Origin of the sequence: Micromonospora sp. DT178 (assembly GCF_049841695.1) — a bacterium.
Lineage (GTDB): Bacteria > Actinomycetota > Actinomycetes > Mycobacteriales > Micromonosporaceae > Micromonospora.
The window spans coordinates 113,363-133,577 of the sequence record NZ_JBNCKV010000001.1 but is presented as its reverse complement, the minus strand read 5'-3'; the positions used below and the strand labels follow the sequence as shown (position 1 = coordinate 133,577).

At 72.0% G+C, this 20,215-nt stretch carries 18 protein-coding genes; 8 read left to right on the top strand and 10 right to left on the bottom strand.

From position 1 onward, the window contains the following. Positions 1–8 precede the first annotated feature (8 nt). The 7 genes from ACLQ22_RS00665 to ACLQ22_RS00635 are packed head-to-tail and all read left to right on the top strand — an operon-like array spanning position 9 to position 7,873. Positions 9–1,574 (top strand): amino acid adenylation domain-containing protein, encoded by a 1,566-nt coding sequence (locus ACLQ22_RS00665; RefSeq protein WP_425690585.1) that lies wholly within the window; start codon positions 9–11, stop codon positions 1,572–1,574. Then, positions 1,567–3,996: a condensation domain-containing protein gene (locus ACLQ22_RS00660; protein ID WP_425690584.1), complete on the top strand. Its 2,430-nt coding sequence runs from the start codon at positions 1,567–1,569 to the stop codon at positions 3,994–3,996. Before ACLQ22_RS00665 ends, ACLQ22_RS00660 begins: the two co-directional genes overlap by 8 nt. Positions 3,997–4,009: 13 nt before the next feature. Continuing rightward, positions 4,010–4,768, top strand: a complete 759-nt coding sequence (locus tag ACLQ22_RS00655) for a HalD/BesD family halogenase (protein ID WP_425690583.1) — start codon at positions 4,010–4,012, stop codon at positions 4,766–4,768. Positions 4,769–4,773: 5 nt separating this feature from the next. After that, positions 4,774–6,000, top strand: a complete 1,227-nt coding sequence (locus tag ACLQ22_RS00650) for an argininosuccinate synthase (RefSeq protein WP_121399086.1) — start codon at positions 4,774–4,776, stop codon at positions 5,998–6,000. Continuing rightward, entirely contained in the window at positions 5,997–6,917 is a 921-nt protein-coding gene (locus tag ACLQ22_RS00645; RefSeq protein ID WP_425690582.1) for a methionyl-tRNA formyltransferase, read from the top strand. Before ACLQ22_RS00650 ends, ACLQ22_RS00645 begins: the two co-directional genes overlap by 4 nt. 55 nt (positions 6,918–6,972) lie before the next feature. Beyond that, positions 6,973–7,344 carry a VOC family protein gene (locus tag ACLQ22_RS00640; protein WP_425690581.1) on the top strand — a complete coding sequence of 124 codons (372 nt, stop codon included), beginning with the start codon at positions 6,973–6,975 and terminating at the stop codon, positions 7,342–7,344. Positions 7,345–7,348: 4 nt separating this feature from the next. Then, the gene (locus ACLQ22_RS00635) at positions 7,349–7,873 is read left to right on the top strand and encodes a flavin reductase family protein (RefSeq protein ID WP_425690580.1); all 525 of its coding nucleotides are present in this window, start codon (positions 7,349–7,351) and stop codon (positions 7,871–7,873) included. 52 nt (positions 7,874–7,925) lie between these two features. Here the strand turns inward: ACLQ22_RS00635 and asnB are convergent, their stop codons facing one another. Genes asnB through dpgA form a run of 10 tightly spaced genes read right to left on the bottom strand, consistent with a single transcriptional unit; the run spans position 7,926 to position 19,364 of the window. Then, a complete protein-coding gene (asnB, locus tag ACLQ22_RS00630; RefSeq protein WP_425690579.1) occupies positions 7,926–9,752 on the bottom strand; it encodes an asparagine synthase (glutamine-hydrolyzing) in 1,827 nt (608 codons plus the stop codon). Positions 9,753–9,770: 18 nt separating this feature from the next. Further along, complete coding sequence (locus ACLQ22_RS00625; protein ID WP_425690578.1) at positions 9,771–11,030, bottom strand: MFS transporter; 1,260 nt, start codon at positions 11,028–11,030, stop codon at positions 9,771–9,773. A 34-nt stretch (positions 11,031–11,064) separates the two neighbouring features. Then, entirely contained in the window at positions 11,065–12,351 is a 1,287-nt protein-coding gene (locus ACLQ22_RS00620) for a hypothetical protein (protein WP_425690577.1), read from the bottom strand. Further along, positions 12,348–13,535 (bottom strand): GNAT family N-acetyltransferase, encoded by a 1,188-nt coding sequence (locus tag ACLQ22_RS00615; RefSeq protein WP_425690576.1) that lies wholly within the window; start codon positions 13,533–13,535, stop codon positions 12,348–12,350. The genes ACLQ22_RS00620 and ACLQ22_RS00615 overlap by 4 nt, the downstream gene beginning before the upstream one ends. Before the next feature lie 15 nt (positions 13,536–13,550). Further along, the gene (locus tag ACLQ22_RS00610) at positions 13,551–13,742 is read right to left on the bottom strand and encodes a ferredoxin (RefSeq protein WP_425690575.1); all 192 of its coding nucleotides are present in this window, start codon (positions 13,740–13,742) and stop codon (positions 13,551–13,553) included. A gap of 16 nt (positions 13,743–13,758) precedes the next feature. Next, complete coding sequence (locus ACLQ22_RS00605; protein WP_101413989.1) at positions 13,759–14,943, bottom strand: cytochrome P450; 1,185 nt, start codon at positions 14,941–14,943, stop codon at positions 13,759–13,761. After that, positions 14,940–16,229, bottom strand: a complete 1,290-nt coding sequence (locus ACLQ22_RS00600; RefSeq protein ID WP_425690574.1) for a PLP-dependent aminotransferase family protein — start codon at positions 16,227–16,229, stop codon at positions 14,940–14,942. Before ACLQ22_RS00600 ends, ACLQ22_RS00605 begins: the two co-directional genes overlap by 4 nt. Next, complete coding sequence (gene dpgC, locus ACLQ22_RS00595; protein WP_425690573.1) at positions 16,226–17,572, bottom strand: (3,5-dihydroxyphenyl)acetyl-CoA 1,2-dioxygenase DpgC; 1,347 nt, start codon at positions 17,570–17,572, stop codon at positions 16,226–16,228. Before dpgC ends, ACLQ22_RS00600 begins: the two co-directional genes overlap by 4 nt. Continuing rightward, positions 17,569–18,240, bottom strand: a complete 672-nt coding sequence (dpgB, locus tag ACLQ22_RS00590) for an enoyl-CoA-hydratase DpgB (RefSeq protein ID WP_425690572.1) — start codon at positions 18,238–18,240, stop codon at positions 17,569–17,571. Before dpgB ends, dpgC begins: the two co-directional genes overlap by 4 nt. 47 nt (positions 18,241–18,287) lie before the next feature. Beyond that, on the bottom strand, positions 18,288–19,364 hold the full coding sequence (dpgA, locus tag ACLQ22_RS00585) for a 3,5-dihydroxyphenylacetyl-CoA synthase DpgA (RefSeq protein WP_425690571.1): 1,077 nt from the start codon (positions 19,362–19,364) through the stop codon (positions 18,288–18,290). Between the two features lie 45 nt (positions 19,365–19,409). Between dpgA and dpgD the strand changes: the two genes are divergently transcribed. After that, entirely contained in the window at positions 19,410–20,207 is a 798-nt protein-coding gene (gene dpgD, locus ACLQ22_RS00580; protein WP_425690570.1) for an enoyl-CoA-hydratase DpgD, read from the top strand. The last annotated feature ends 8 nt before the right edge of the window (positions 20,208–20,215 follow it).

Here is a 20,215-nt window from a genome sequence, read left to right as displayed (position 1 = left end):
GATGTGCGATGCAGACCCGTACCCTCTACGACTGGTTCCGTACGTCAGCCCGGCTGCACCCGGACAACGTGGCGATCGAGGTCGCCTCGGACGCACTGACCTACGCCGAGTTGCGGGCCGCGGCCGAGCGGTTGTCGGCCGCCATGCAGCGCGCGCCGGGGCGGCCACCCCGACGGGTCGGGCTGCTCACCTCCCGCAGCCTCGTCGGCTACGTCGCCTACCTGGCCGCCCTGCGGCTGGGTGCGACGGTGGTGCCGCTCAACCCCGCCAACCCGGCCGCCCGGAACCTCGCCATCTCCGACGAGGCGGGGCTCGACCTCGTCATGGTCGACGACACCTCCGGCGACGGGCTGGCCGAGTTCCGCGCGCAGACCACCGTCGCGGTCCTCGACCTGACCGGTGAGGGCTGGCGCCGGTTCCTCGCCCCGGGCGACGCGGCGGAGGTCCCGCCGGAGGTGGAGCGGGGCCGCGACGACTTCGCGTACATCATTTTCACCAGCGGCACCACCGGGAAGCCCAAGGGCGTGCCGGCGACCCACGCCAACGTCGACTCGTTCCTGACCGAGGTGATCAAGAGGTACCGGTTCCGGCCCGAGTCGCGGGTCTCGCAGACCTTCGAGATGTGCTTCGACGGCTCGATCCTGGCGATGTTCGGCGCGTGGGGCACCGGGGCCACCCTGTGCGTGGCGCAGCGCGGCGACGTGCTGACGCCGGTGCGCTTCATCAACACGAAGCGGCTCACGCACTGGCTGTCCGTACCGTCGCTGATCTCGTTCGCCAAGCGGCTGCGGGCGCTGGCGCCGGAGAGCATGCCGACCCTGCGGCTGAGTTCCTTCGGCGGGGAGCCGCTGACCATCGAGCAGGTGAACGACTGGACGGCCGCCGCGCCGAACACCGCCGTGATCAACTGTTACGGCCCCACCGAGACCACGGTCATCGTCACCGCGTACGAGGTGCCCGCCGACCCGGCCGCCCGGATCGAGTCGTCGAACCGGTCGGTGCCGATCGGGGACATCTACCCGCACCTCGACTACGTGCTGCTCGACGAGGACCTGCGCCCGTGCGACGACGGCGAGCTGTGCGTCCGGGGTGAGCAGCGCTTCCCCGGCTACCTGGACCCGACGGAGAACGCGGGCCGGTTCGTCTCCTTCGACGGCCACCGGGGCCGCCTCTACGACGGCACCGGGCCGCTGACCGCCGAGCACTGGTACCGCACGGGCGACCGGGTCCGCCGGGAGTTCGGCGAGCTGGTGCACCAGGGCCGGATCGACCACCAGGTGAAGGTGCGCGGCAACCGCGTCGAGCTGGCCGAGATCGAGGCCGCGCTGCGCGCCCACGCGGACGTGGTGGAGGCCGTGGTGCTCACCGTGGCCGGCGACGACGGGGAACTGGACCTGCACGCCGTCTACACCGGAGCGTCGCTGGCCGACGACGACCTCACCCGGCTGGTGGGACACCTGCCGCCGTACATGCGGCCACGGGCGTTCCACCACCGGGCGGAGATCCCGCTGACCGAGGTGGACAAGGTCGATCGCAAGCGGTTGACCTCCGAGCTGCTCGCCACCCGTGGCTGAGCAACGCGCCGGGGCCGCCCCGGGCCCGGTCCCGGCCACCGCGATGCAGGAGGCCCTGTGGTGGGTGCACCAGCGGGCCCGCAACCGGTCCGTCTACCACCTCACCTGGCGGCTCGCGGTCGACCAGCCGCTCGACGAGGCGGCGCTGGCCGTCGCGTGGCAGGCGATGGTCGACCGGCACGAGGCGTTGCGGACCTCGGTCGTACGGCAGGCGGACGCGGTCACGCTGGTGGTGGCGCCCCGGATCGTCGTGGGCCTGCACCGGGTGGAGGTGGACGACCCGGGACCGGCCGACCCGGGCACCCTGCTGCGGCTCGTCGCCGAGGAGGTGCACGCCGGGCCGATGGAGCCGGAGGCGGCACCGCTGGCCCGGATCACCCTGGTCCGGGTCGGTGACCGGCACGAGGTGCTGCTGACCGTGCACCACGTGGTGCTGGACGGTTGGGCGGTCCAGCTGCTCGTCGGCGAGTTGTCCGAGGCGTACGCGGCCGCGCGGGAGGGACGTGCCGTGAGCTTGCCGGCCGACCCGGTGCCGTTCAGCACGTACGCGCGGGAGCAGGCCGCGGCCCGCGCGGACGGCCGGTGGGACAAGAGCCTGGCGTACTGGCGCGACGCGCTCGCCGGCGCCGTCTCCGCCTCGTTGGAGCCCGACCTGCCGGGCGAGGTGGCCAGCGGCGCGCCCGGCGCGATCCTGCGCTACGGCTTCAGCGCCGAGGCGGGCGCCGGGATCGCCGCCCTGGCGAAGGCCACCTTCGCCACCCCGTTCGCGGTCGTCCTCGCCGCGGCGCAGATCGTGCTCGCCCGGGCCGGTGCCGGGCCGGACGTGGCGGTGGGCGTGGTGACCGCGAACCGGATGACCGCCCGCGACCAGGCGCTGCTCGGGTACACCGCCAACCTCTGCGTGGCCCGCGCCACGGTCGCCGAGGCGGACACCGTCGCCGGGGTGGTGGGCGCCGCGCGGGACGGGATGTGGCAGCTGCTCACCCACCAGGCGGTGCCGTACCCGGTGGTGTTCGGGGCGCTGCCCGAACGGACCCGGACCGCGCTGGGCGATCCCGCGCCGCTGCTGCTGAGCTACCTCGGCCCGATCGGCACCGACCTGCGGCTCGGCCCGGCCCCGGCGACGCTGCTGCCCAGCCCGAACCGGGCCGCCCGGGCCGACCTGGCGATGTCCGTCTGGGAGGCCGACGGCGGCTACCTCGCCGAGATCGAGTACCACGCCGGGCGCTACCGGGAGAGCAGCGTGCTGGCCCTGCTGCACGACCTGGACGCGGTGCTGGCCGACGGCGGCGCCGAGCCGCAGCGTACGGTCGGCTCGTTCGACGTCGCCACCCGCGCCCGTGCCGGCCGCGCGGCCCCGGCCGCCGTGGACCGCGACCGGGCGACCGGCCCGCTGCCCGAGTCGGCGGAATGGCGGCACGTCGTCGCCGCCTGGACCGACGTGCTCGGCGGCCCGCCGGCCGGCGCGGACGTCGACTTCTTCGCCGCCGGCGGCAACTCGCTGAGCGCCCTCCGCCTCGTGGACGCACTGACGGGCGACGGGCGGCCGACGGTGGACGTCATACGGTGGCTGGGCGAACCGACCCCCCGCCGGTTGGCCGACCTGCTGGGCAACGGGTCACAGCCGGTGGCGGCGGAGTCGACGCTTGTGGAGTTGCGGGCGGGCCCGGGGCTGCACCTGCACCTCGTGCACGGCGCCGGGGGCAGCCCGCAGGACTACCAGGACCTGCTGGCGGAGCTGCCGGAGCACTGGCGGGTGACCGCCTCCCGCGACAGCGCACAGCTGCCGGCGGTGGCGGCGCTGGCCCGCCGGTACCGGGCCGACCTGGACGCGGCGGGGCTGGTCCCGGACCTGCTCGGCGGCTGGTCCTTCGGCGGCCAGGTCGCCTACCAGATGGTGGCCGACCAGGTCGGGCGGCGCTCGGCGCTGGTGCTGCTGGACGCCGCCCCGCCGGTCGGGTACGAGCTGCCGGCCGACGAGGTCCGGCACCGCTTCGACACCTTCACCGAGAACATCCACCGGGCCCTCGACCTGGAGCCGGACGCCCCGAGGCCCCGGGTGACGGTTGGCCCGGAGCCGGCGGGCTTCGACGGGCGGCTGGCCCTCGGCACGCTCGCGGCCTGCCTGGCCGCCGTCGGGCAGCCCGTGCCGACGGCGTTGCTGGCGCACCGGTGGCGCAGCTACGAGCGCCACCTCCGGGCCAGCGCCGAGTACGTCCACGACGGCCCGGTCGACACGCCCGCGCTGGTGATCGGCGCGGACCTGCTCGACGCGCAGTTCGCCCAGTGGGCGGCACGGGTCGGGGCGGCCCGGTCCCAGCGGATCGGCACCGACCACTTCGGAGTGTTGCATTCCGCCGCCGTGACGCAGGTGGCGGCGGCCGTCATCGATTTCGCACGCGTCGCGGCGGCGCGAGGTTAACCAAGGAGGATCCGTGTTCGACTCGAGAGTCTTGTACCAGGAAGTGCGGGAGCACGTGGAGCGCGACGTGGCGCCGGACGACATCGCCACGGCCCGCCGCGACTTCTCCTACCTGGGGCACGCGAAGGTCTCCTTCGTCGCCCCCGACAGCGTCAAGAAGGCCGTCGCCGACGAGGTCAACGAGCTGATCGACAAGGCGGGCACGCGCCGGGACCTGCGGTTCGCCGAGACCGACTACACGCCGCGCCGGATGCGCAACGTGACCCGGGCCGAGATCGCCGAACTGGGCACCGTGATCAACGCGATCTACACCGCGGAGCCGATCCTGCGGGTGTTGTCGGAGGTGGCCGGCGAGCCGGTGCACCCGTGCCCGTACGAGCCGGAGCAGTTCGTCATCACCTGCCTGGAGAAGGACGGCGACACCCACGGCTGGCACTGGGACGACTTCACCTTCGCGCTGGTCTGGGTGGTCGAGTGCCCGCCGGTGGAGCACGGCGGCTTCGTCCAGTGCGTGCCCGGCACCACCTGGAACAAGGAGCGTCCGGAGATCAACCGGGCGCTGGTCAGCCGCCCGATCTACTCGATGGAGCTGTTCCCCGGCGACCTGTACCTGATGCGGACCAACACCACGCTGCACCGGGTCGCCCCGGTCCGCCAGGGCCGCCGCAAGATCATCAACATGGGGTACGCCTCGGCGTCCGACCTGACCCGCGACTTCACCCACGAAACCATGGACCAGCTGTGGGCGACCGTGCCCGCCGGAGAGGTGTGACCATCATGTCGACTCGGAACAACATCGCCCCCCAGCACATCGTGCTCGCCTTCTCCGGCGGGCTCGACACGTCGGTGGCCCTGGTCTGGCTCAAGGAGCGCTACCGCTGCCGGCTGACCGCCTTCATCGCCGACCTGGGGCAGGGCGAGGAGCTGGACACCGCCGCCCGCAAGGCCGAGAAGCTCGGCGCCGACGAGGTGCGGGTGGTCGACCTGCGCGAGGAGTTCGCCCGCGACTACGCCTTCCCCATGTACCGGGCCAACGCCCTCTATGAGGGGCAGTACCTGATGGGTTCCTCCATCGGCCGGCCGCTGATCGCCGCGGCGCAGGTGCGGGTGGCCGAGGAGGTCGGCGCCGACGCCGTGGCGCACGGGGCCACCGGCAAGGGCAACGACCAGATCCGCTTCGAGATGACCTTCGCCGCGCTGCGCCCCGACCTCACGGTGATCAGCCCGTGGCGGGAGTGGGACCTGGCCTCCCGCAGCGACCTGCTCGCCTACGCCGGCAGGCACGGCATCGAGCTGGACCTGAGCAGCGGCGAACGGCCGTACTCCATCGACAGCAACCTGCTGCACACCTCGTACGAGGGAGAGGCCCTGGAGGACCCGGCGCAGCCGGCGCCGGAGGGCCTGCTGTTCCGGGTGCGCGACCTCGCCGACACCCCGGACGAGCCCGAGACCGTCGAGATCCACTTCCAGGGCGGCAACCCGGTCGGCGTCAACGGGACGCCCCTGTCGGCCAGCGCCGTGCTGGAGACGCTCGACGAGATCGGCCGCCGGCACGGCATCGGCCGGCTGGACATCGTGGAGAACCGGATCTTCGGCATGAAGACCCGCAACATCTACGAGGCGCCGTCGGGCAGCCTGCTCTGGCACGCCCACCGGGCGGTGGAGTCGCTGGTGCTCGACCCCGAGGTGGCACAGCTCAAGGAGGAGCTGATGCCGAAGTACACCGCCCTGGTCTACCGGGGCCTGTGGTTCGCCCCCGAGCGGCTGATGTTGCAGACCGCCATCGACTTCAGCCAGCAGGACGTCACCGGCGACGCGATCCTGCGGGTGCACCGGGGCACCGTCCAGGTGATCGGCCGCCGTTCCCCGCACAGCCGCTACGACACCGCGTTCGCCACCTTCGAGGCCGACGACGTGTTCGACCAGCGGGACTCCTCCGGCTGGCTGCGGGTCAACACCGTCCGCTTCCGGGCCGGACGTACCGACGGGGCGGCGACGCGGTGAGGATCGTCTTCTTCGGGTACGGCGAGCTCGGCGCGACCGTGCTGCGGGGCATCGCGCCGCACCACGAGGTGCTGCTGGTGCTCACCCACCGGGCCGAGTTCAGCGGGCTCGGCGAGCCGGACGTGGAGCTGGCCGCGGCGGAACTGGGGCTGCCGGTGCGCTACTCGGCCACCGCCCGCGAGCCCGACCTGCACGAGCAGCTGCGCGAGCTCGCCCCGGAGCTCATCGTCTCCACCAACTGGCGGACCCGGGTGCCGGTGGAGGTGCTGCGGATCCCGGAACGCGGCGCGGTCAACACGCACGACGCGCTGCTGCCCGCGTACGCCGGGTTCGGCGCCGTCAACTGGGCGATCCGCAACGGCGAGGAGGAGACCGGCCTCACCGTGCACTACATGGCGGAGGAGCTGGACACCGGCCCGGTCATCACCCAGGCCCGCGTGAAGATCGGCCCGCACGACACCGCCGGCCAGATCCTGGAACGGCTCCTCGCGGAGTACGTGCCGGTCACGCTGGAGGCGTTGGACCGGGTCGCCGAGGGACACCGGGGCGAGCCGCAGCCGCCCGACGGGGCGTCGTTCTACCACCGGATCGGGGTCGAGGACACCCGCATCGACTGGCGGGACAGCGCCACCACGATCTGCAACCTGGTGCGCGGGCAGTCTGACCCGTTCGTGAACGCGTGGACGACGCACCGCGGGTTCCGGCTGTGGGTCAAGGCCGCCACCCGGCCGACCCGGGCGCACGGCGGCACGCCCGGCCGGATCGTCAAGGCCGACTACGGCGGCGTGGTCGTCGCCAGCGGCGGGCCGGGCGACGGCGACGACCGTGGGGTGGTGCTGCTCCAGGTCTCCACCGAGACCGGGCCACCCGTGCGCGCCATCGACTACTTCACCACCTTCGGCGAGTACCTTCACTGACGCGGTGGCCGGGGGCGCCGGTCATCGCGCACACGACGATGACGGGAGAGGTCGGATGATCGGTCGACTGCACTCGGTGGTGCTGGACTGTCCGGACGCCGAGAAGTTGGCGGAGTTCTACGTCGAGCTGACCGGCCTGGAGTGGGCCGACAGCGACGGGTACTGGGTGACGTTGAAGGGCGCGGACGGGCACCCCCGCCTCTGCTTCCAGAGCGTCGCCGACTACCAGCCGCCGCAGTGGCCGGATCCGACCTTCCCGCAGCAGGCCCACCTCGACGTGGAGGTGGACGACATCCAGGAGGCCGAGCAGGCGGTGCTCCGGCTGGGCGCCACCCTGCTGCGCGGCGGCGGGGGCCGCAACCACGGCTTCCGGGTCTACGCCGACCCGGCGGGACACCCGTTCTGCCTGGTCTGGGGTCAGGACTGACGCCATGACGAACCAGGACCGGGCAGTGGAGTTCCGCCGTACCGCCGGGGCGTTCGCCACCGGCGTCGGCATCGTCAGCAGCGTGTACGACGACATCCCGCTGGCGATGACGGTCAACTCGTTCACCACCGTCTCGCTGCACCCCACCCTGGTCCTGACCTGCCTGAAGCACCGGAGTCGACTGCTCGCCCAGATCCGCGACTCCGGCATCTTCGCGGTCACCGTGCTGGCGGCGGACCAACGGGACGTCGCCCGTTGGTTCGCCGACGCCCGACGGCCCTCCGGCGCGGCCGCGTTCGCCGGCGTCCCGGTGCACCGGGCGCCGGCCACCGGCTGCCTCGTGTTCAGCGAGGGACTGGCCTACTTCGACTGCCGGGTACGCGACCTCTCCGACCAGGGCGACCACTCGGTGGTCATCGGGGAGGCGGTGTCCTACGGCACGCTGAATCCGGCGAAGGCGCCGCTGCTCTATCTCCACGGGTCGTACCGGTCGATCGCACCGGCTCCCCCGGCGGTGTCGGCCGCGTAGCGGGCGGAGGCGGCCACCCGTCCTGACCCGGTGGCGTCGGCCGGTCACGTCGTCACCGGCTCACCCCGATGCCGTACGCGCGCATCCAGGTGTCGACCTCCAGCAGCGGCAGCACCAGGTGGGCCGCGTTGACGTGTGTCATCGTCCGGCTCCCCGACTCGATCAGCGCGCGGACGCGGTCGGGGTCGAACAGGCCGTGCAGCGGCGAGGTCTCGTCGACGACGAGTTTGTTGACCGCGCCCAGCACCGCGGCGTCGTAGCCGGGGTCGTGCATCGCCGGGTAGGCGCTCTTCCGCCGCCGCAGGATCTCCTCCGGCACCAGGTCGGCGACGGCCATCCGCAGCAGGCTCTTCTCCCTGCCGTCGGCCTTCTTCATCGACCAGGGCGTGTTCCACACGTACTGCAACAGCCGGTGGTCGCAGAACGGGACGCGGACCTCCAGGCCCGAGGCCATGCTCAGCCGGTCCTTGCGCTCCAGCAGCACGGACAGCGGCCCCTGGAGGCTGAGGTAGAGCGCCTCCCGCACGCGCGCCTCCGCCGGGTCCTCGCCCGGCAACCGCGGTACGGCGGCACAGAGCCGCCTGTAGTGGTCGCGCTCCAGCTCGTCGGGCCGGATCCGCCTGAGCACGTCGGGTGCCAGGCACTCCCACAGCCGTGGGGCGTCGCCCAGCCACGGGAACGTGTCCGCGCCGAGGGTCGCGGGATCGTGGAACCACGGGTATCCGCCGAAGACCTCGTCGGCCGCCTCGCCGGAGAGCAGGACGCGGGCGTCGGTGCGCTCCCGCACTCCCGCGAAGAGCAGGTACATCGAGGCGTCGAACTGGCCGCTGATCGGCCGGTCCATGGCGCGCATTGCCAACGGGCGGGCGTCCGCGACCGCCGCGGACGACAGCGCGACCACGGTGTGGTCCGTACCGATCCGTTCGCTCGCGATGCTCACGTAGGGCGCGTCGCGTTCGGGCCGCAGGACGGTCGGGCGGAACGACGCCTCGTCCTCGGGGAAGTCCACCGAGAAGGTGGTCAGCCTGCCCTCGCCGCGCGCACCGAAGGCGCGCGCGGCGATCGCGGTGGTGGCCGTGGAGTCCAGCCCGCCGGAGAGCAGCGTGGCGATCGGCACGTCGGCGACCAACTGCTGGTGGACCACCTCGAGGAGCAGGTCCCGCACGTTCCCCACCGTCGTGGGCAGGTCGTCGGTGTGCGGATCGGTGGTGAGCCGCCAGTAGCACTCCTGCCGTACGCCCGCGCGGTCCACCGTCACCACGTGTCCCGGCTCGACCTCGTGCAGTCCCCGCAACGGGGTCTGGCCTGGCAGCGCGAGCCGCCGGTTCAGCAGGACCGGCAGCATCGCCTCGTCCACCGAGGGGCGGAACACCGGGTTGGCGAAGATGGCCTTCGGTTCGGACGCGAAGAGCACGCCGTGCGGCAGCGGCGCGTAGAAGAGGGGCTTGATGCCGAGCCGGTCGCGGATCAGCACGAGTTGCCGCCTCGGTGCGTCCCACACCGCGAACGCGAACATGCCGACCAGGCGCTCGGCGCAGGCCGGCCCCCACTCCCGGTAGGCGTGCAGCACGACCTCGGTGTCGGAGCGCTCGACGAAGATGTGCCCACGTCGTTGCAGTTCGGCGCGCAACTCCCTGAAGTTGTAGACCTCGCCGCTGTAGGTGAGGACGGTCGCGGCGTCCGGCGCGACCATCGGCTGGCGGCCACCCACGAGGTCGATGATGGCCAACCGGCGGTGCCCCAGCGCGACATGCCGGTCGACCCACACGCCGTGGTCGTCGGGGCCGCGCTGCCGCATCGTCCCGGTCATCTCCCGGATCAGCTCGACGTCCTCCCCGAGGTCACGGGTGAAGTCGAGCCAGCCGACGATTCCGCACATTTTCCCTCTCCCCAGAAGTCACGCGGCCGCGGTCCGAGTCAGACTCTTCGCCCGGCGCATCGGTTTGCTCAGCGATGGAACGAGACACGTCGCCACGACGGCCACCGACGTCACCATCGCGACCCGCAGCCCGAACCGGTCGCCGACGAGGCCGGCGACGACCGCCCCCACCGGCATGACGCCCCAGGTGACGAAGCGGTGCACCGCGGTGGCGCGGGTCGACATGTGGTCGGGGGTAACGAGGTGGCGGATCGTCAACGCGTTGGTCTTGAAGGCCCCCGAGCCCGCCCCGTAGACGAACGTGCCGACGCTGATCATCACCGCGGCGTACCCACCGAACGCGCAGACCGTGGTGACGAGTCCCGCCACGATCGGCACGCTCACGATCCCGAGGGTCGGCCCGATGCCGAACCTCCGGGTCAGCCACCGGGCAAGCAGCGTGCCCACCGGGAAGCCGGCTCCGCCAAGGCCGACCGCGAGGCCGAAGACGGCCGGGGACAGGTGCAGGTGGTTGACCGCGAAGATCGCCACCATGGCCATGTACATCGCGATGCCGAGGTTGTAGACCAGGCCGCACGCCATGATCAGGCGCAGCAGCGGCTGCTGGAGCACGAACCGGATCCCGGCACCGACCTCCTGCCAGACCGGTTTGCGGTCCACGACGGGCACCGGCGCCGCACGGTGGCGGATCAGCAGCAACGTGACCATGCTGACGAGGAACGTGACGGAGTCGGCGAGCATCGCCCGCACCGCTCCGGTCAGGCCCACCACGAGGCCCGCCAGGCCCGGTCCCAGCAGCAATGCCATCGACTCGGAGAGGGTCAGCCGTGTGTTGGCCGCGTGCAGCCGGTCGCTGTCGGCGATCAGCAACGGCGCGTACGACTGGTAGGCGATCTGGAAGAAGACGCTGCACACGCCCGTCACCAGCGCGGCCACCACCAGGTGCGCGAAGCTCAGCACCCCGGCGAAGCCGGCCAGCGGCACCGACAGCACGGCCAGCGCGCGGATCCCGTCCGCACCGATCATCGACCGGCGCAGACCCACCCGCGCCACCCAGACGCCGGCGGGCAGCCCGATCAACAGGTACGGCAGCTTCACCGCCGCCGCCAGCAGGCCGACGTCGAACGCGCTGGCACCCAGCGCCTGCGTCGCCGCCAACGGCAGCGCGAGCATCAGGATCTGGTCGCCGACCAGGCTGACGCTCTGGCCGCCCCACAGCCACCGGAAGTCGCGCCAGCCCTGCTTCGCGTCCTCGCGTCCCCGTACGTCGACACTCATGACCGGGCACCTCCCGGTCGACACCGCACCACGGTCATCGGTCGGCCGCTCCCAGCAGGCAGCCGAGCATGGCGCCGCTCTTCACCGTGACCGCGCCCGGCCCGGTGGCCGTGTCGAACCGCATGAGACAGCCGGTGGGCACGCCCCCGACGCAGAACGGGCTGATCACCGGGTTGGCGAGCACCTCGTCGGTGCGACCGGACTCGTCCAGCATCACCCGCACCGGGCGTCGGACGGGCGTGACGAGTTCCTGCGCCACGTAGTACTCGGACTCCGTACCGGTACGCACCAGCTCGGCCCAACGCTCCGGCTCGGTGTTCGCGCCGAAGAACACCTCCAGCGACGACAGTCCGGCCGCGCCCTTGAGCACGAAGTGCTCCTGCCGCTCGACGAGCAGCCGGGGCAGCTCGTACGCGCGACCCCGCCAGTGCACCCGGCGCTCCCCCAGCACCCTGCTCCACGGCACGAAGCGCCGTACCAGCTCCCGGTCCTGCTCCGACATCCACGGCAGGCCCTCGGACAGCCAGGCCAGGACCTTCTTCGAGTCGACGAGCCGGGAGGTCTGCGACGGCACCGCGTGCATCCCGCCCTTGATGGCGGTCAGCAGCGGCGTCACGTCCCAGCCGAGCTGCCCCGCCTCGTCCTCGCAGAACTGGACGACACCGAGCAGATCGGTCGGCCGGATCTCGTCGAGCAGGTGCGGCAGCCGCGCGAAGCGGGCGGGCAGGCCGTGCTCGCCCAGCAGCTGGACCTGCATGTCGTTGACCCGGCCGCGCTTGCCGGGGTCCTCCAGCGTCCCGATCAACAGGGCGCCGGCCGGGAGGTTCAGCTCGGCGCAGGTTCTCCTGAGCAGCGCGGCGAAGAGCGCGAAGATGTCCTCGCCCGCGAGCGGCGGCAGCCCCGCCGCCGAGCGGACGCGGTGCCAGGCACGGCGCTGCTGCTCGAACTGCACCATGCCGCCGATGCCGGCGCCCACGTTGAGTTCGACGAACCGGGGGCCGTCCTCGCCGATCACGACGTCGGCGCGGACCACGTCACCGGTGTGCCGCAGCTCGAACGCCTCGTCCGGGTTCGCCCGCTGGTACTCGGCCGGGTCGACCCTCAGCGCGGCCATCCGGCCCGCCAGGTCCGGCGCCAGGCGCAGCACCGTCTGGTGCGACAGCTCGACCAGGCGCCTGGTGGCCGCCAGCAGCTCCCGGTACGCGTCGAGTGGCATGACGACGGGCTCGGCCGCGATCGGAAAGCCACCCATGGGAATGTCCCGCGTGTGGTCGGCGAGGATCTCGGCCACCCGCGCCGACGGCAGTCCGCTGAATGTCATGCGATGACGCTCCTCGTCGACGATCCTTCGGGTACGGGTGCGAGAAACTCGTCGAGGTCGACGTGGCGGGCGCGCCGCACGCCGGGAGAGTTCGCGGGGTAGTCGAGCCGTGGGGGCCGTTGGGTGTCGTGGAAGTAGACGGCCTCCAGGAAGCCCTGCTCCGTCTCCGCCACGAACGGGTTCGCCACCAGGAAGTCGCGCACCGCCGGGGTGTCCCGTCGGACCCGCAGCCACAACCGCTTGCCGCCGAAGTGGTTGGGCGGCAGGATCACGCGCGTACCGATGAGGCGCTTCGACTGGTACGTGCCCTTGCTGAGGAAGGGCTCCGTCCCCTGGAAGTCGAGCTGACGCACCCCGTTGGCCGCCGCCCACTCGATGAGCAGGACGTTCATCGCCTTGATCGCGCCGTTCGAGTAGTGCACGTCGGCGCCGTCACGCACTCCCACCAGCCGCGACGTCAGCACGCCGGTGGCCGGGTTCCAGTGGCACATCCGCCCGGCGATGCGCTCGCCGTCCTCGGTGAGCACGAACAGCCGGCCGGTGCGGAACAGGCATTCGTACGCCGACTCCCTGGATTCCGTGCGCTGCCGGGCGCCGTGCCGGTTGCGCATGGTGGCGCTGTAGTAGTGGTCGTAGAAGTGGTCGAACCACGCGGCGTCCCGCACGATCTCGCCACTCCACCGGTGCCTGCGCGAGTTCTTGCGGAAGTTGCGCCGCTGGTTCTTTGAGATCCGGCCGAGCACCGCCTCCGCGTCGCCGTCGAAGTCCACCACGAAGTGCACGCGCATCGGCAGGACCAGCGACGCGTCGGCAGGCATGCGCCGGGCCTGCGCCGCACTCGTGCCGAGGATCGTGATGTCGGCGTCCGGCAGCCGGTCGGCCGACCTCAGGTCGCGACCCCGCAGTGCGGTGGCGCGGCGCACCGCCGTCCGCTCCCCGTCCGCGCCGCGGCGCTGTTCGGTGAAGTCGAGCGTGTAGGCCAGGCCCTCCGGCAGCCCGGAGTACGAGATCGACAGGCCGCCGAGATCCGAGCGCACGGCGGGGAACCGGGCCCAGTCCCTGGTGTCCCAGGCGACCCGGGCCCTGGTCAGCAGCGGATGCCCGCTGTTGCGCCAGTGGTAGCCGGCGTGCAGGCGCAGCCGTCGGAGAAGGGGAACGCGGGCCGGGGCGATCGTTTCAGACACTGGATCGGTTCCTCGTCACTGCGCCGTGATCGCCTGGACAGGACAGCGGCTCGCCGCCTCGCGCACCGCGTCGTGCAGCTCGGCGGGCGGCCGGTCGTTCAGCAGCACGACCGTGCCGTCGGCGTCGTCCTGGTCGAAGAGTTCCGGCAGCGCGAGCGCGCACTGCCCGGAGCCGACGCAGAAGTCGCTGTCGACCTCGATTCGCACGTGTTCTCTCCTTCGTTCACCAGGTGACCGGCAGCTCGTGCACGCCGTAGACGCTGACGTTCGTCTTCAGCGGCACCTCGTGCGGCGCGACGGCCAGCGCCAGCCGGGGGAAGCGCCGGAAGATCGCCGGCAGCGCGACGCGCATCTCCATGCGCACCAGGTTCTGTCCGAGGCACTGATGGATGCCGTAGCCGAACGCCATGTGCCCGGCCGTCCGGCGGCCGAACTCCAACCGGTCCGGCTCGGGGAACCAGCTCGGGTCCCGGTTCACGGCGGGCAGCGAGATCGTGATCGACTCGCCGGCGCGCAGCAGGTGCCCCTCGAACTCCACATCCTCCAGCGGCGTGCGCGGCACTCCGAAGTGGAAGATCGTCAGGTATCTGAGCAGCTCCTCCACCGCGTTGTCGATCAGCGCGGGCTCCGCCTGGAGCCGGGCCAGGTGCTCCGGGTGCGACAGCAGGGTGAAGGTGCTCAGGCCCAGCGACCCCGCCGTGGACTCGTGCCCCGCGGTCAGCAGCAGCACCCCGATTCCGACGATCTCCTCTGTGGCGAGCGTGCCCTCCGCCGCCAGCATGCTCAGCAGCCCGCCGGTGTCGGTGTCGCGATCCACGACCAGTTGCCGCAGCAACCCGTACAGCTCGTCCATCGCCCGCGAGGCGTCCTCCGCGCTGGCCTCCAGGCTGAACAGCGTCGCGCTGTTGCGCTGGAACTCCGCCCGGTCGCGGTACGGCACCCCCAGCAGCTCGCAGATCGCCAGCGACGGCACCGGCAGCGCGAACAGCGACACCAGGTCGGCCGGCGGCCCGTGCTTCTCCATGGCGGTGAGCTGGTCGTCGACGATCCGCTCCAGCAGCGGCCGCATGTCCTTCATCCGCCTGGCGGTGAACTTCCCGGCCAGTTGCAGCCGCAGCCGGGTGTGTTCCGGCGCGTCCATGTCCACCAGCCAGCCGGGCAACGCGGGCGCGCCGAAGAACGGGTCCGCGCTCGGCCGCGCCACCGGCGCCCGCTTGAACTCCGACCGCGCGCTGAACCGCTGATCGGACAGCAGCCTCCTGGCCAGGCCGTGGCTGGTCACCAACCAGCCGACGTGCCCGTCCGGATAGACCATCCGCCGGATGGGCGCTTCCTCCCGGTACTCCGCCAGCTCGGCTGGCGGGTCGAACGGGGCGACCCGCGCTGTCGGCAACGGAACCGGCTTCATATCCTCACCTCTTCCTTCAGGAACTCGGCCAGCCGCCGCACCCCGGTGTCGATCTGGTCGACGTCGAGGTAGCTGCACGACAGCCGCAGCTGCCGCTCGCCGCCACCGCCGAGATAGAACTGGGCCATCGGGGTCCAGAGCACGCCGTACTTGCTCGCCGACCGCTCCAGCAGGTCGACGTCGGCCGCGACCGGCAGGCGCATGCGCACGAAGAACCCCCCGTCGGGCCGGTTCCACTCCAACCGGCCGGAGCGCGCGTCGCCGAGGTGCGCGTCGAGGGCCCCGATCAGGTGCTCAAGGTTGCGCCGGTAGAGCTCGGACTTGCGCCTGGACAGCTCCAGCAGGGAGCGGCCGTGCTCCAGCAGCATGCCCGCGATCACCGCCTGGCACAGCGGTGACGTGTTCACCGTGACCATGGTCTTGAGCGTGGCGAGTTCGTCGGCGAGCAGCCTTCCGCCGTGACCCACGCGCTGGTCGGCGACCACATAGCCGACCCTGGCGCCGGGGAAGCACACCTTGGCGAACGTGCCGATGTGGATGACGCGCCCGGCCTCGTCGAGCGCCTTGAGCGGCGGCAGTTGCTCGCCGGGCGGCGCGGTGAAGGCGTACGCGTCGTCCTCCAGCACGAAGAAGTCCTCGCGCTCGGCGAGCGCCAGCAGTTCCCGCCGCGCGGCCAGGGTCATCCGGCTGCCGCCGGGGTTGGAGAAGTCCGGCGCGACGTAGCACGCGCGGACCCGCCCGCCCGCCCGCCGGGCCTGCCGGCAGGCGGTCGCGAGCGCGTCGAGGTCGATTCCCGCCGGGGTCTCGCCGATCGCGCGGCGCTCGACGTCCAGCAGCCGGGCCGCCCCGGTCATCCCGACGAAGCAGGGATCGGCCACCGCGAGCACGTCGCCGCCGGAGCGGAACAGCGCGCGCAGGACCAGCAGCATGGCCTCCTGCGCGCCCACGGTGATCACGATGGCGTCCGGGTCGACGTCGATGCCGTGGTCCCGGGCCAGGGCGTCGCGGACGATGCCGTTGATCAGCCCCCGGCCGGGCCCGTACTCGTAGAGCAGCCGTTGCGCCTGGTCTGGCGTGCGGCCCTCGTCGCGCAGGTGCGCCAGGAAGCGGCCGATGTACCCCTGAACGTCGATCTCGGTGAGGAAGTCCGGGTGCGGCGCACCGGGCGCGAACGAGATCGCGTCCGGGTACCTGCCCATCACCTCGTTGAGGAAGCCGATCGACCCGAGCAGCGGGTCCCGCAGCGACGGATGCAGGGACTCCTGGTCGAGCCACCCGCCGCTCACCGGCGCGCCCCCGAGCGCTGCCAACGCCGTTCGACCTTGGCCAGGACGTCGTCGCTGTAGGCCCGGAGCGCCTGGGCGTACGCGAACTCGGCCAGGTACTCCCGGAACACGTCCAGCGGCTCCTCCGCGAGCGTCAGAACACGCCGGTTGGCGGCCACGGCCGGTGCGCCGAGTTCCCGTACGGCGCGCGCGATCGCGTCCGGCATGTCCTGCGGCGCGACGACCTCGTCGCAGATCAGCCGGCCCTCCGCGCTCGCCGCGGGGATGCTCCGCCCGCCCAGGATCACCTGGCGGGCGAGCCGCGCCCCGGCGAGCCTGGTGAGCCGGAGGTTGCCGAGCCCCGGCACGATGCCCTCCTCGGCCGCCGGCAGGCTGAAGTAGGCGTCGGGTTCGGCGATCACGCGATCGAGGACGAGCAGCAGCTGCATGCCACCACCGATGGCGAACGAGTCGACCGCGCCGATCCACGGTTTCGCGACCGTACGCTCCGACCAGGTGCCGGCCGCCGCGTCGACGAGCAGGCCGCGGCACATCTTGTTGATGTAACCGAGTTCCCGGCCCAGCAGGAACTCGAGCAACGGGATCGCGCCGTTGCGCAGGTCCTTGAGGTTGACACCCGCGCTGAACACCCGCCGACCCTGGTAGCGGGGGTGGTCCACCTCCCCGCCGCGCAGCACACCGACGCGCACCTGGTCGTCCAGCAGCACCAGGTCGACGGCCGTCTCCAGGTCGGCGATCAGGCCGGCGTCCTCGGCGTTGAGGCAGTGGGCGTTGCGGAAGGTGACCTCGGCGGCCTGCCCCCGGCGTTCGACCAGCACGGCGTCCAGCTCCGCCACGCCCGTACGCCGGAAGTCGGCGAGCAGCCCGAGGGCCCGCGGGGTGGGCATCAGCATCGCGTCGATCAGGTGCCGTCCGGCCGTGGCCGAACGCAGCACCGCCGCGCAGAAGATGCCCTGGTCGATCTCCCGGCCCTCCTTGTCCGCCTGCGCGTGCCGCAGTTCCGCCCCCATCTGGGCGGCCGACGGCACGAGCCCGGGAAACCGCTCGGCGGCGGCCGAGACGAGGGCGGGCAGTCGCGGATGGCTGGTGCGGCCGTCGGTGAGCAGGTCGTAGACGGCGTCCACGTGCAGGGCGAGGAACGCGCGGCGCGCCGCCCGGCAGGCGGCGTGGATCCGGTCAGCGGCCTGCCGCTGCGAGCCGTCGCGCGCGGCCTTCGCGGGCAGGGCGGCCAGCATCTCCTCGCCCACGGCGACGTACGCGGCCAGTTCCCGCGCGTCGTCGTCGAGCACGCCGACGAGGCTCAGGGCCGCCGCCTCCCACGCCAGCGCACCGGTGGCGGTCACGTGGCGGCTCCCACGGCCAGCCGCCGCAGTTCGCGGTCGCACGCGGCCAGGTGCACGCCGAGCGCGTCGTCGTACTCGGCGGCGGACGCCTCGAACAGCAGTTGCCGGCGCACCGCGAGTTCCTGGTCTGACACGCGGCCCATCAGCACGGTCGCCGTGTGCACCGCGTCGTCGAGGTCCTCGCTGACCTGGTCGACCAGGCCGAGTTCGGAAGCCTTCGCCACGGAGATGTCCATCCCCCAGATCACGATCTGGCGGGCCCTGGCGACCCCGAGGTTCTGCACCAGCCGGTAGACCGACATGCCCGGCCAGAAGTGCCCGTCGTTGACCGGCAGCACGAGCACCAGGTCCGGCGCGCCGATGCGGAAGTCGACGGCCAGCAGCAGGTCGAGTGCGGGGCCGCCACAGGGGCCGCTGGCCACCGCGACGTTCGCGGCCGGCAGCCGCTCGAGCCTGCGGACCGCCCGTTCCCACCGGTTGACGTCGCGGATGCCGACCTCGCCCGGCCACACCCGGCTCTCCGCCGCCGTGCCGTCGAGCCGCAGCACGACCACCGTCCGCCCGGCGCGTCTCTCCACCTCGTCACACATCGCGTTCACGGAGGCGGTCAGCTCCGCGAGCGGACGCGTGACGTCGACCGTCAGCGCGAGTCCGAGCCCGTCGGACACGCCTGTCAATTCGAGGTGCCTGCTCATCGTGGCGGCCTCCCCTTCCGTCACCAGGCCACCAGGGCCATTTCGATAGTTGATCCGGGCCCCATCGTCATGAGGACGCCGAATTCGCCGGGCGCCACGTTCCGCTCGGCGAGCAAACGCTCGTAGGAGAAGAGAAAGGACCCACTCGACAGGTTTCCGTGCTCCCGGAGGACACCTGTCGTGTGTCGCACGTCGTGTCGGGACAGCCCGAGATTCGCGCGCACGGAGTCGATCACCTTCTTGCCACCGGAGTGGATGATCCAGTGCGAGATGTCGGAGCGTCGCAGATCCAGCCCGTCGAGCAGCTTTCCGAGCGCGAGCTCGGCGTGCGCGCCGACCACGTACGGCACGTCCTGGTCGAGATGGAAGCTGAACTTGCCGTGGTCGTCGTCCCAGTCGTAACGCATCGCGTCGACGGCGTCGGGAATGATGCAGCTGGAGAAGCGCAGGAGCGCCGGGCCGGTGGGCGCGTCGCCGTCCGGCCTGCGCACCGCCACCGCCGCGGCACCGTCGCCGAACAGGCTGTTGACGACCGACGAGCGCATCGTGCCGTCGAAGACGTACGCCGCCGAGCACGCCTCGATGCAGACCATGAGCGCCAGCTCGCCGGGGCGTGCCCCGGCCCAGCCCGCGACCGCGGTCAGGCCGTTCAGCCCCGCGTTGCACCCCATGCCCACCACGTCGAGGCGCGAGCAGTGCACGCTGATGCCCAGTTCTTTGATCAACAGCGCGGAGAACCCGGGCGTGATGAATCCGGTCGACGAGACGCAGCACAGGTAGCGCACGTCGGACAGCGTCGCGCCGGCCGCCTTGAGGCACGCCTCGACGGCTTCGCTGCCCATGGCCAGACCGTTGGTGACGTGTTTACGCAGCAGTTCGCCCTGGCTTTCCGTACACCTCGAACCGTCGGGCCCGAGTGGCGGCAGCGTGAGGCCCCGGCGATCGATCGCGCTGTTGAGGAAGACCGACCTGATCCGCGGGTCGGTGATATGGAATTCGTCGAGCAGTTCATGCTGGCTGTACGACGTCGTCGGCACCGCGGTGCCGACCCCCACGATGCGTGGGGAATCGACCCGCTCCTTCACCCCGAGCCTCATCTACCTATTCCTCCCCATGAAGTGGAGCCGGCTAGACTCGCCGTCGTGTCCAATGGAGTGCGTTACGAGAAGAGCGGCCATGTCGCCGTCGTGACCCTCGACCGGCCCGAGGTGCTCAATGCGATGGACCTGCGCATGCACCAGGAACTCGCCCGGGTCTGGGACGATTTCGAGGCCGACGACGACATGTGGGTGGCCGTGCTCACCGGCGCGGGAACCAGGGCCTTCTCCGTCGGCCAGGACCTCAAGGAACTGGCCGAGCGGGTGCGGGCGGGCAGCGCGGGCACGGCGACCTTCGGCAGTCGCGGCAAGCCCGGCTGGCCCCGGCTGACCGAGCGGTTCGACCTGACCAAGCCGGTCGTCGCCAAGGTACGCGGGTACGCCATGGGCGGCGGCTTCGAGCTCGCACTGGCCTGCGACATCGTTGTCGCGTCGGCCGAAGCGACGTTCGCGCTGCCCGAGGCGCGGCTCGGCCTCATGGCGGGCGCGGGTGGCGTGTTCCGGTTGACCAGGCAGCTGCCCTGGCGCAGCGCGATGGGGCACCTGCTGACCGGCCGGCCGATGACCGCCCGACGCGCCTTCGAGCTGGGCCTCGTCAACGAGGTGGTGCCCGCCGACGAGCTCGACGCGTGCGTCGACGGTTGGGTGGCCGACATCCTGCGGTGCGCGCCGCTGTCCGTGCGGGCGATCAAGGAGGCGGCCACGAAGTCGGTCACCATGCCGCTGGAGACCGCGTTCTCGACCCGGTTCGTCTGGGAGGAACGGCGGATGCACAGCACGGATGCCGTCGAGGGGCCGCTCGCGTTCGTCGAGAAGCGCGAACCGCAGTGGCGGGGCCGCTGACCCGGCCA

What these genes read in the sequence shown, in the direction of transcription:
- dpgA (WP_425690571.1), bottom strand. Translation starts at nt 19,364, where the DNA reads ATGAGGCTCGGGGTGAAGGAGCGGGTCGATTCCCCACGCATCGTGGGG.
- ACLQ22_RS00605 (WP_101413989.1), bottom strand. Translation starts at nt 14,943, where the DNA reads ATGAAGCCGGTTCCGTTGCCGACAGCGCGGGTCGCCCCGTTCGACCCG.
- asnB (WP_425690579.1), bottom strand. Translation starts at nt 9,752, where the DNA reads ATGTGCGGAATCGTCGGCTGGCTCGACTTCACCCGTGACCTCGGGGAG.
- ACLQ22_RS00620 (WP_425690577.1), bottom strand. Translation starts at nt 12,351, where the DNA reads ATGACATTCAGCGGACTGCCGTCGGCGCGGGTGGCCGAGATCCTCGCC.
- ACLQ22_RS00640 (WP_425690581.1), top strand. Translation starts at nt 6,973, where the DNA reads ATGATCGGTCGACTGCACTCGGTGGTGCTGGACTGTCCGGACGCCGAG.
- ACLQ22_RS00665 (WP_425690585.1), top strand. Translation starts at nt 9, where the DNA reads ATGCAGACCCGTACCCTCTACGACTGGTTCCGTACGTCAGCCCGGCTG.
- ACLQ22_RS00650 (WP_121399086.1), top strand. Translation starts at nt 4,774, where the DNA reads ATGTCGACTCGGAACAACATCGCCCCCCAGCACATCGTGCTCGCCTTC.
- ACLQ22_RS00625 (WP_425690578.1), bottom strand. Translation starts at nt 11,030, where the DNA reads ATGAGTGTCGACGTACGGGGACGCGAGGACGCGAAGCAGGGCTGGCGC.
- ACLQ22_RS00635 (WP_425690580.1), top strand. Translation starts at nt 7,349, where the DNA reads ATGACGAACCAGGACCGGGCAGTGGAGTTCCGCCGTACCGCCGGGGCG.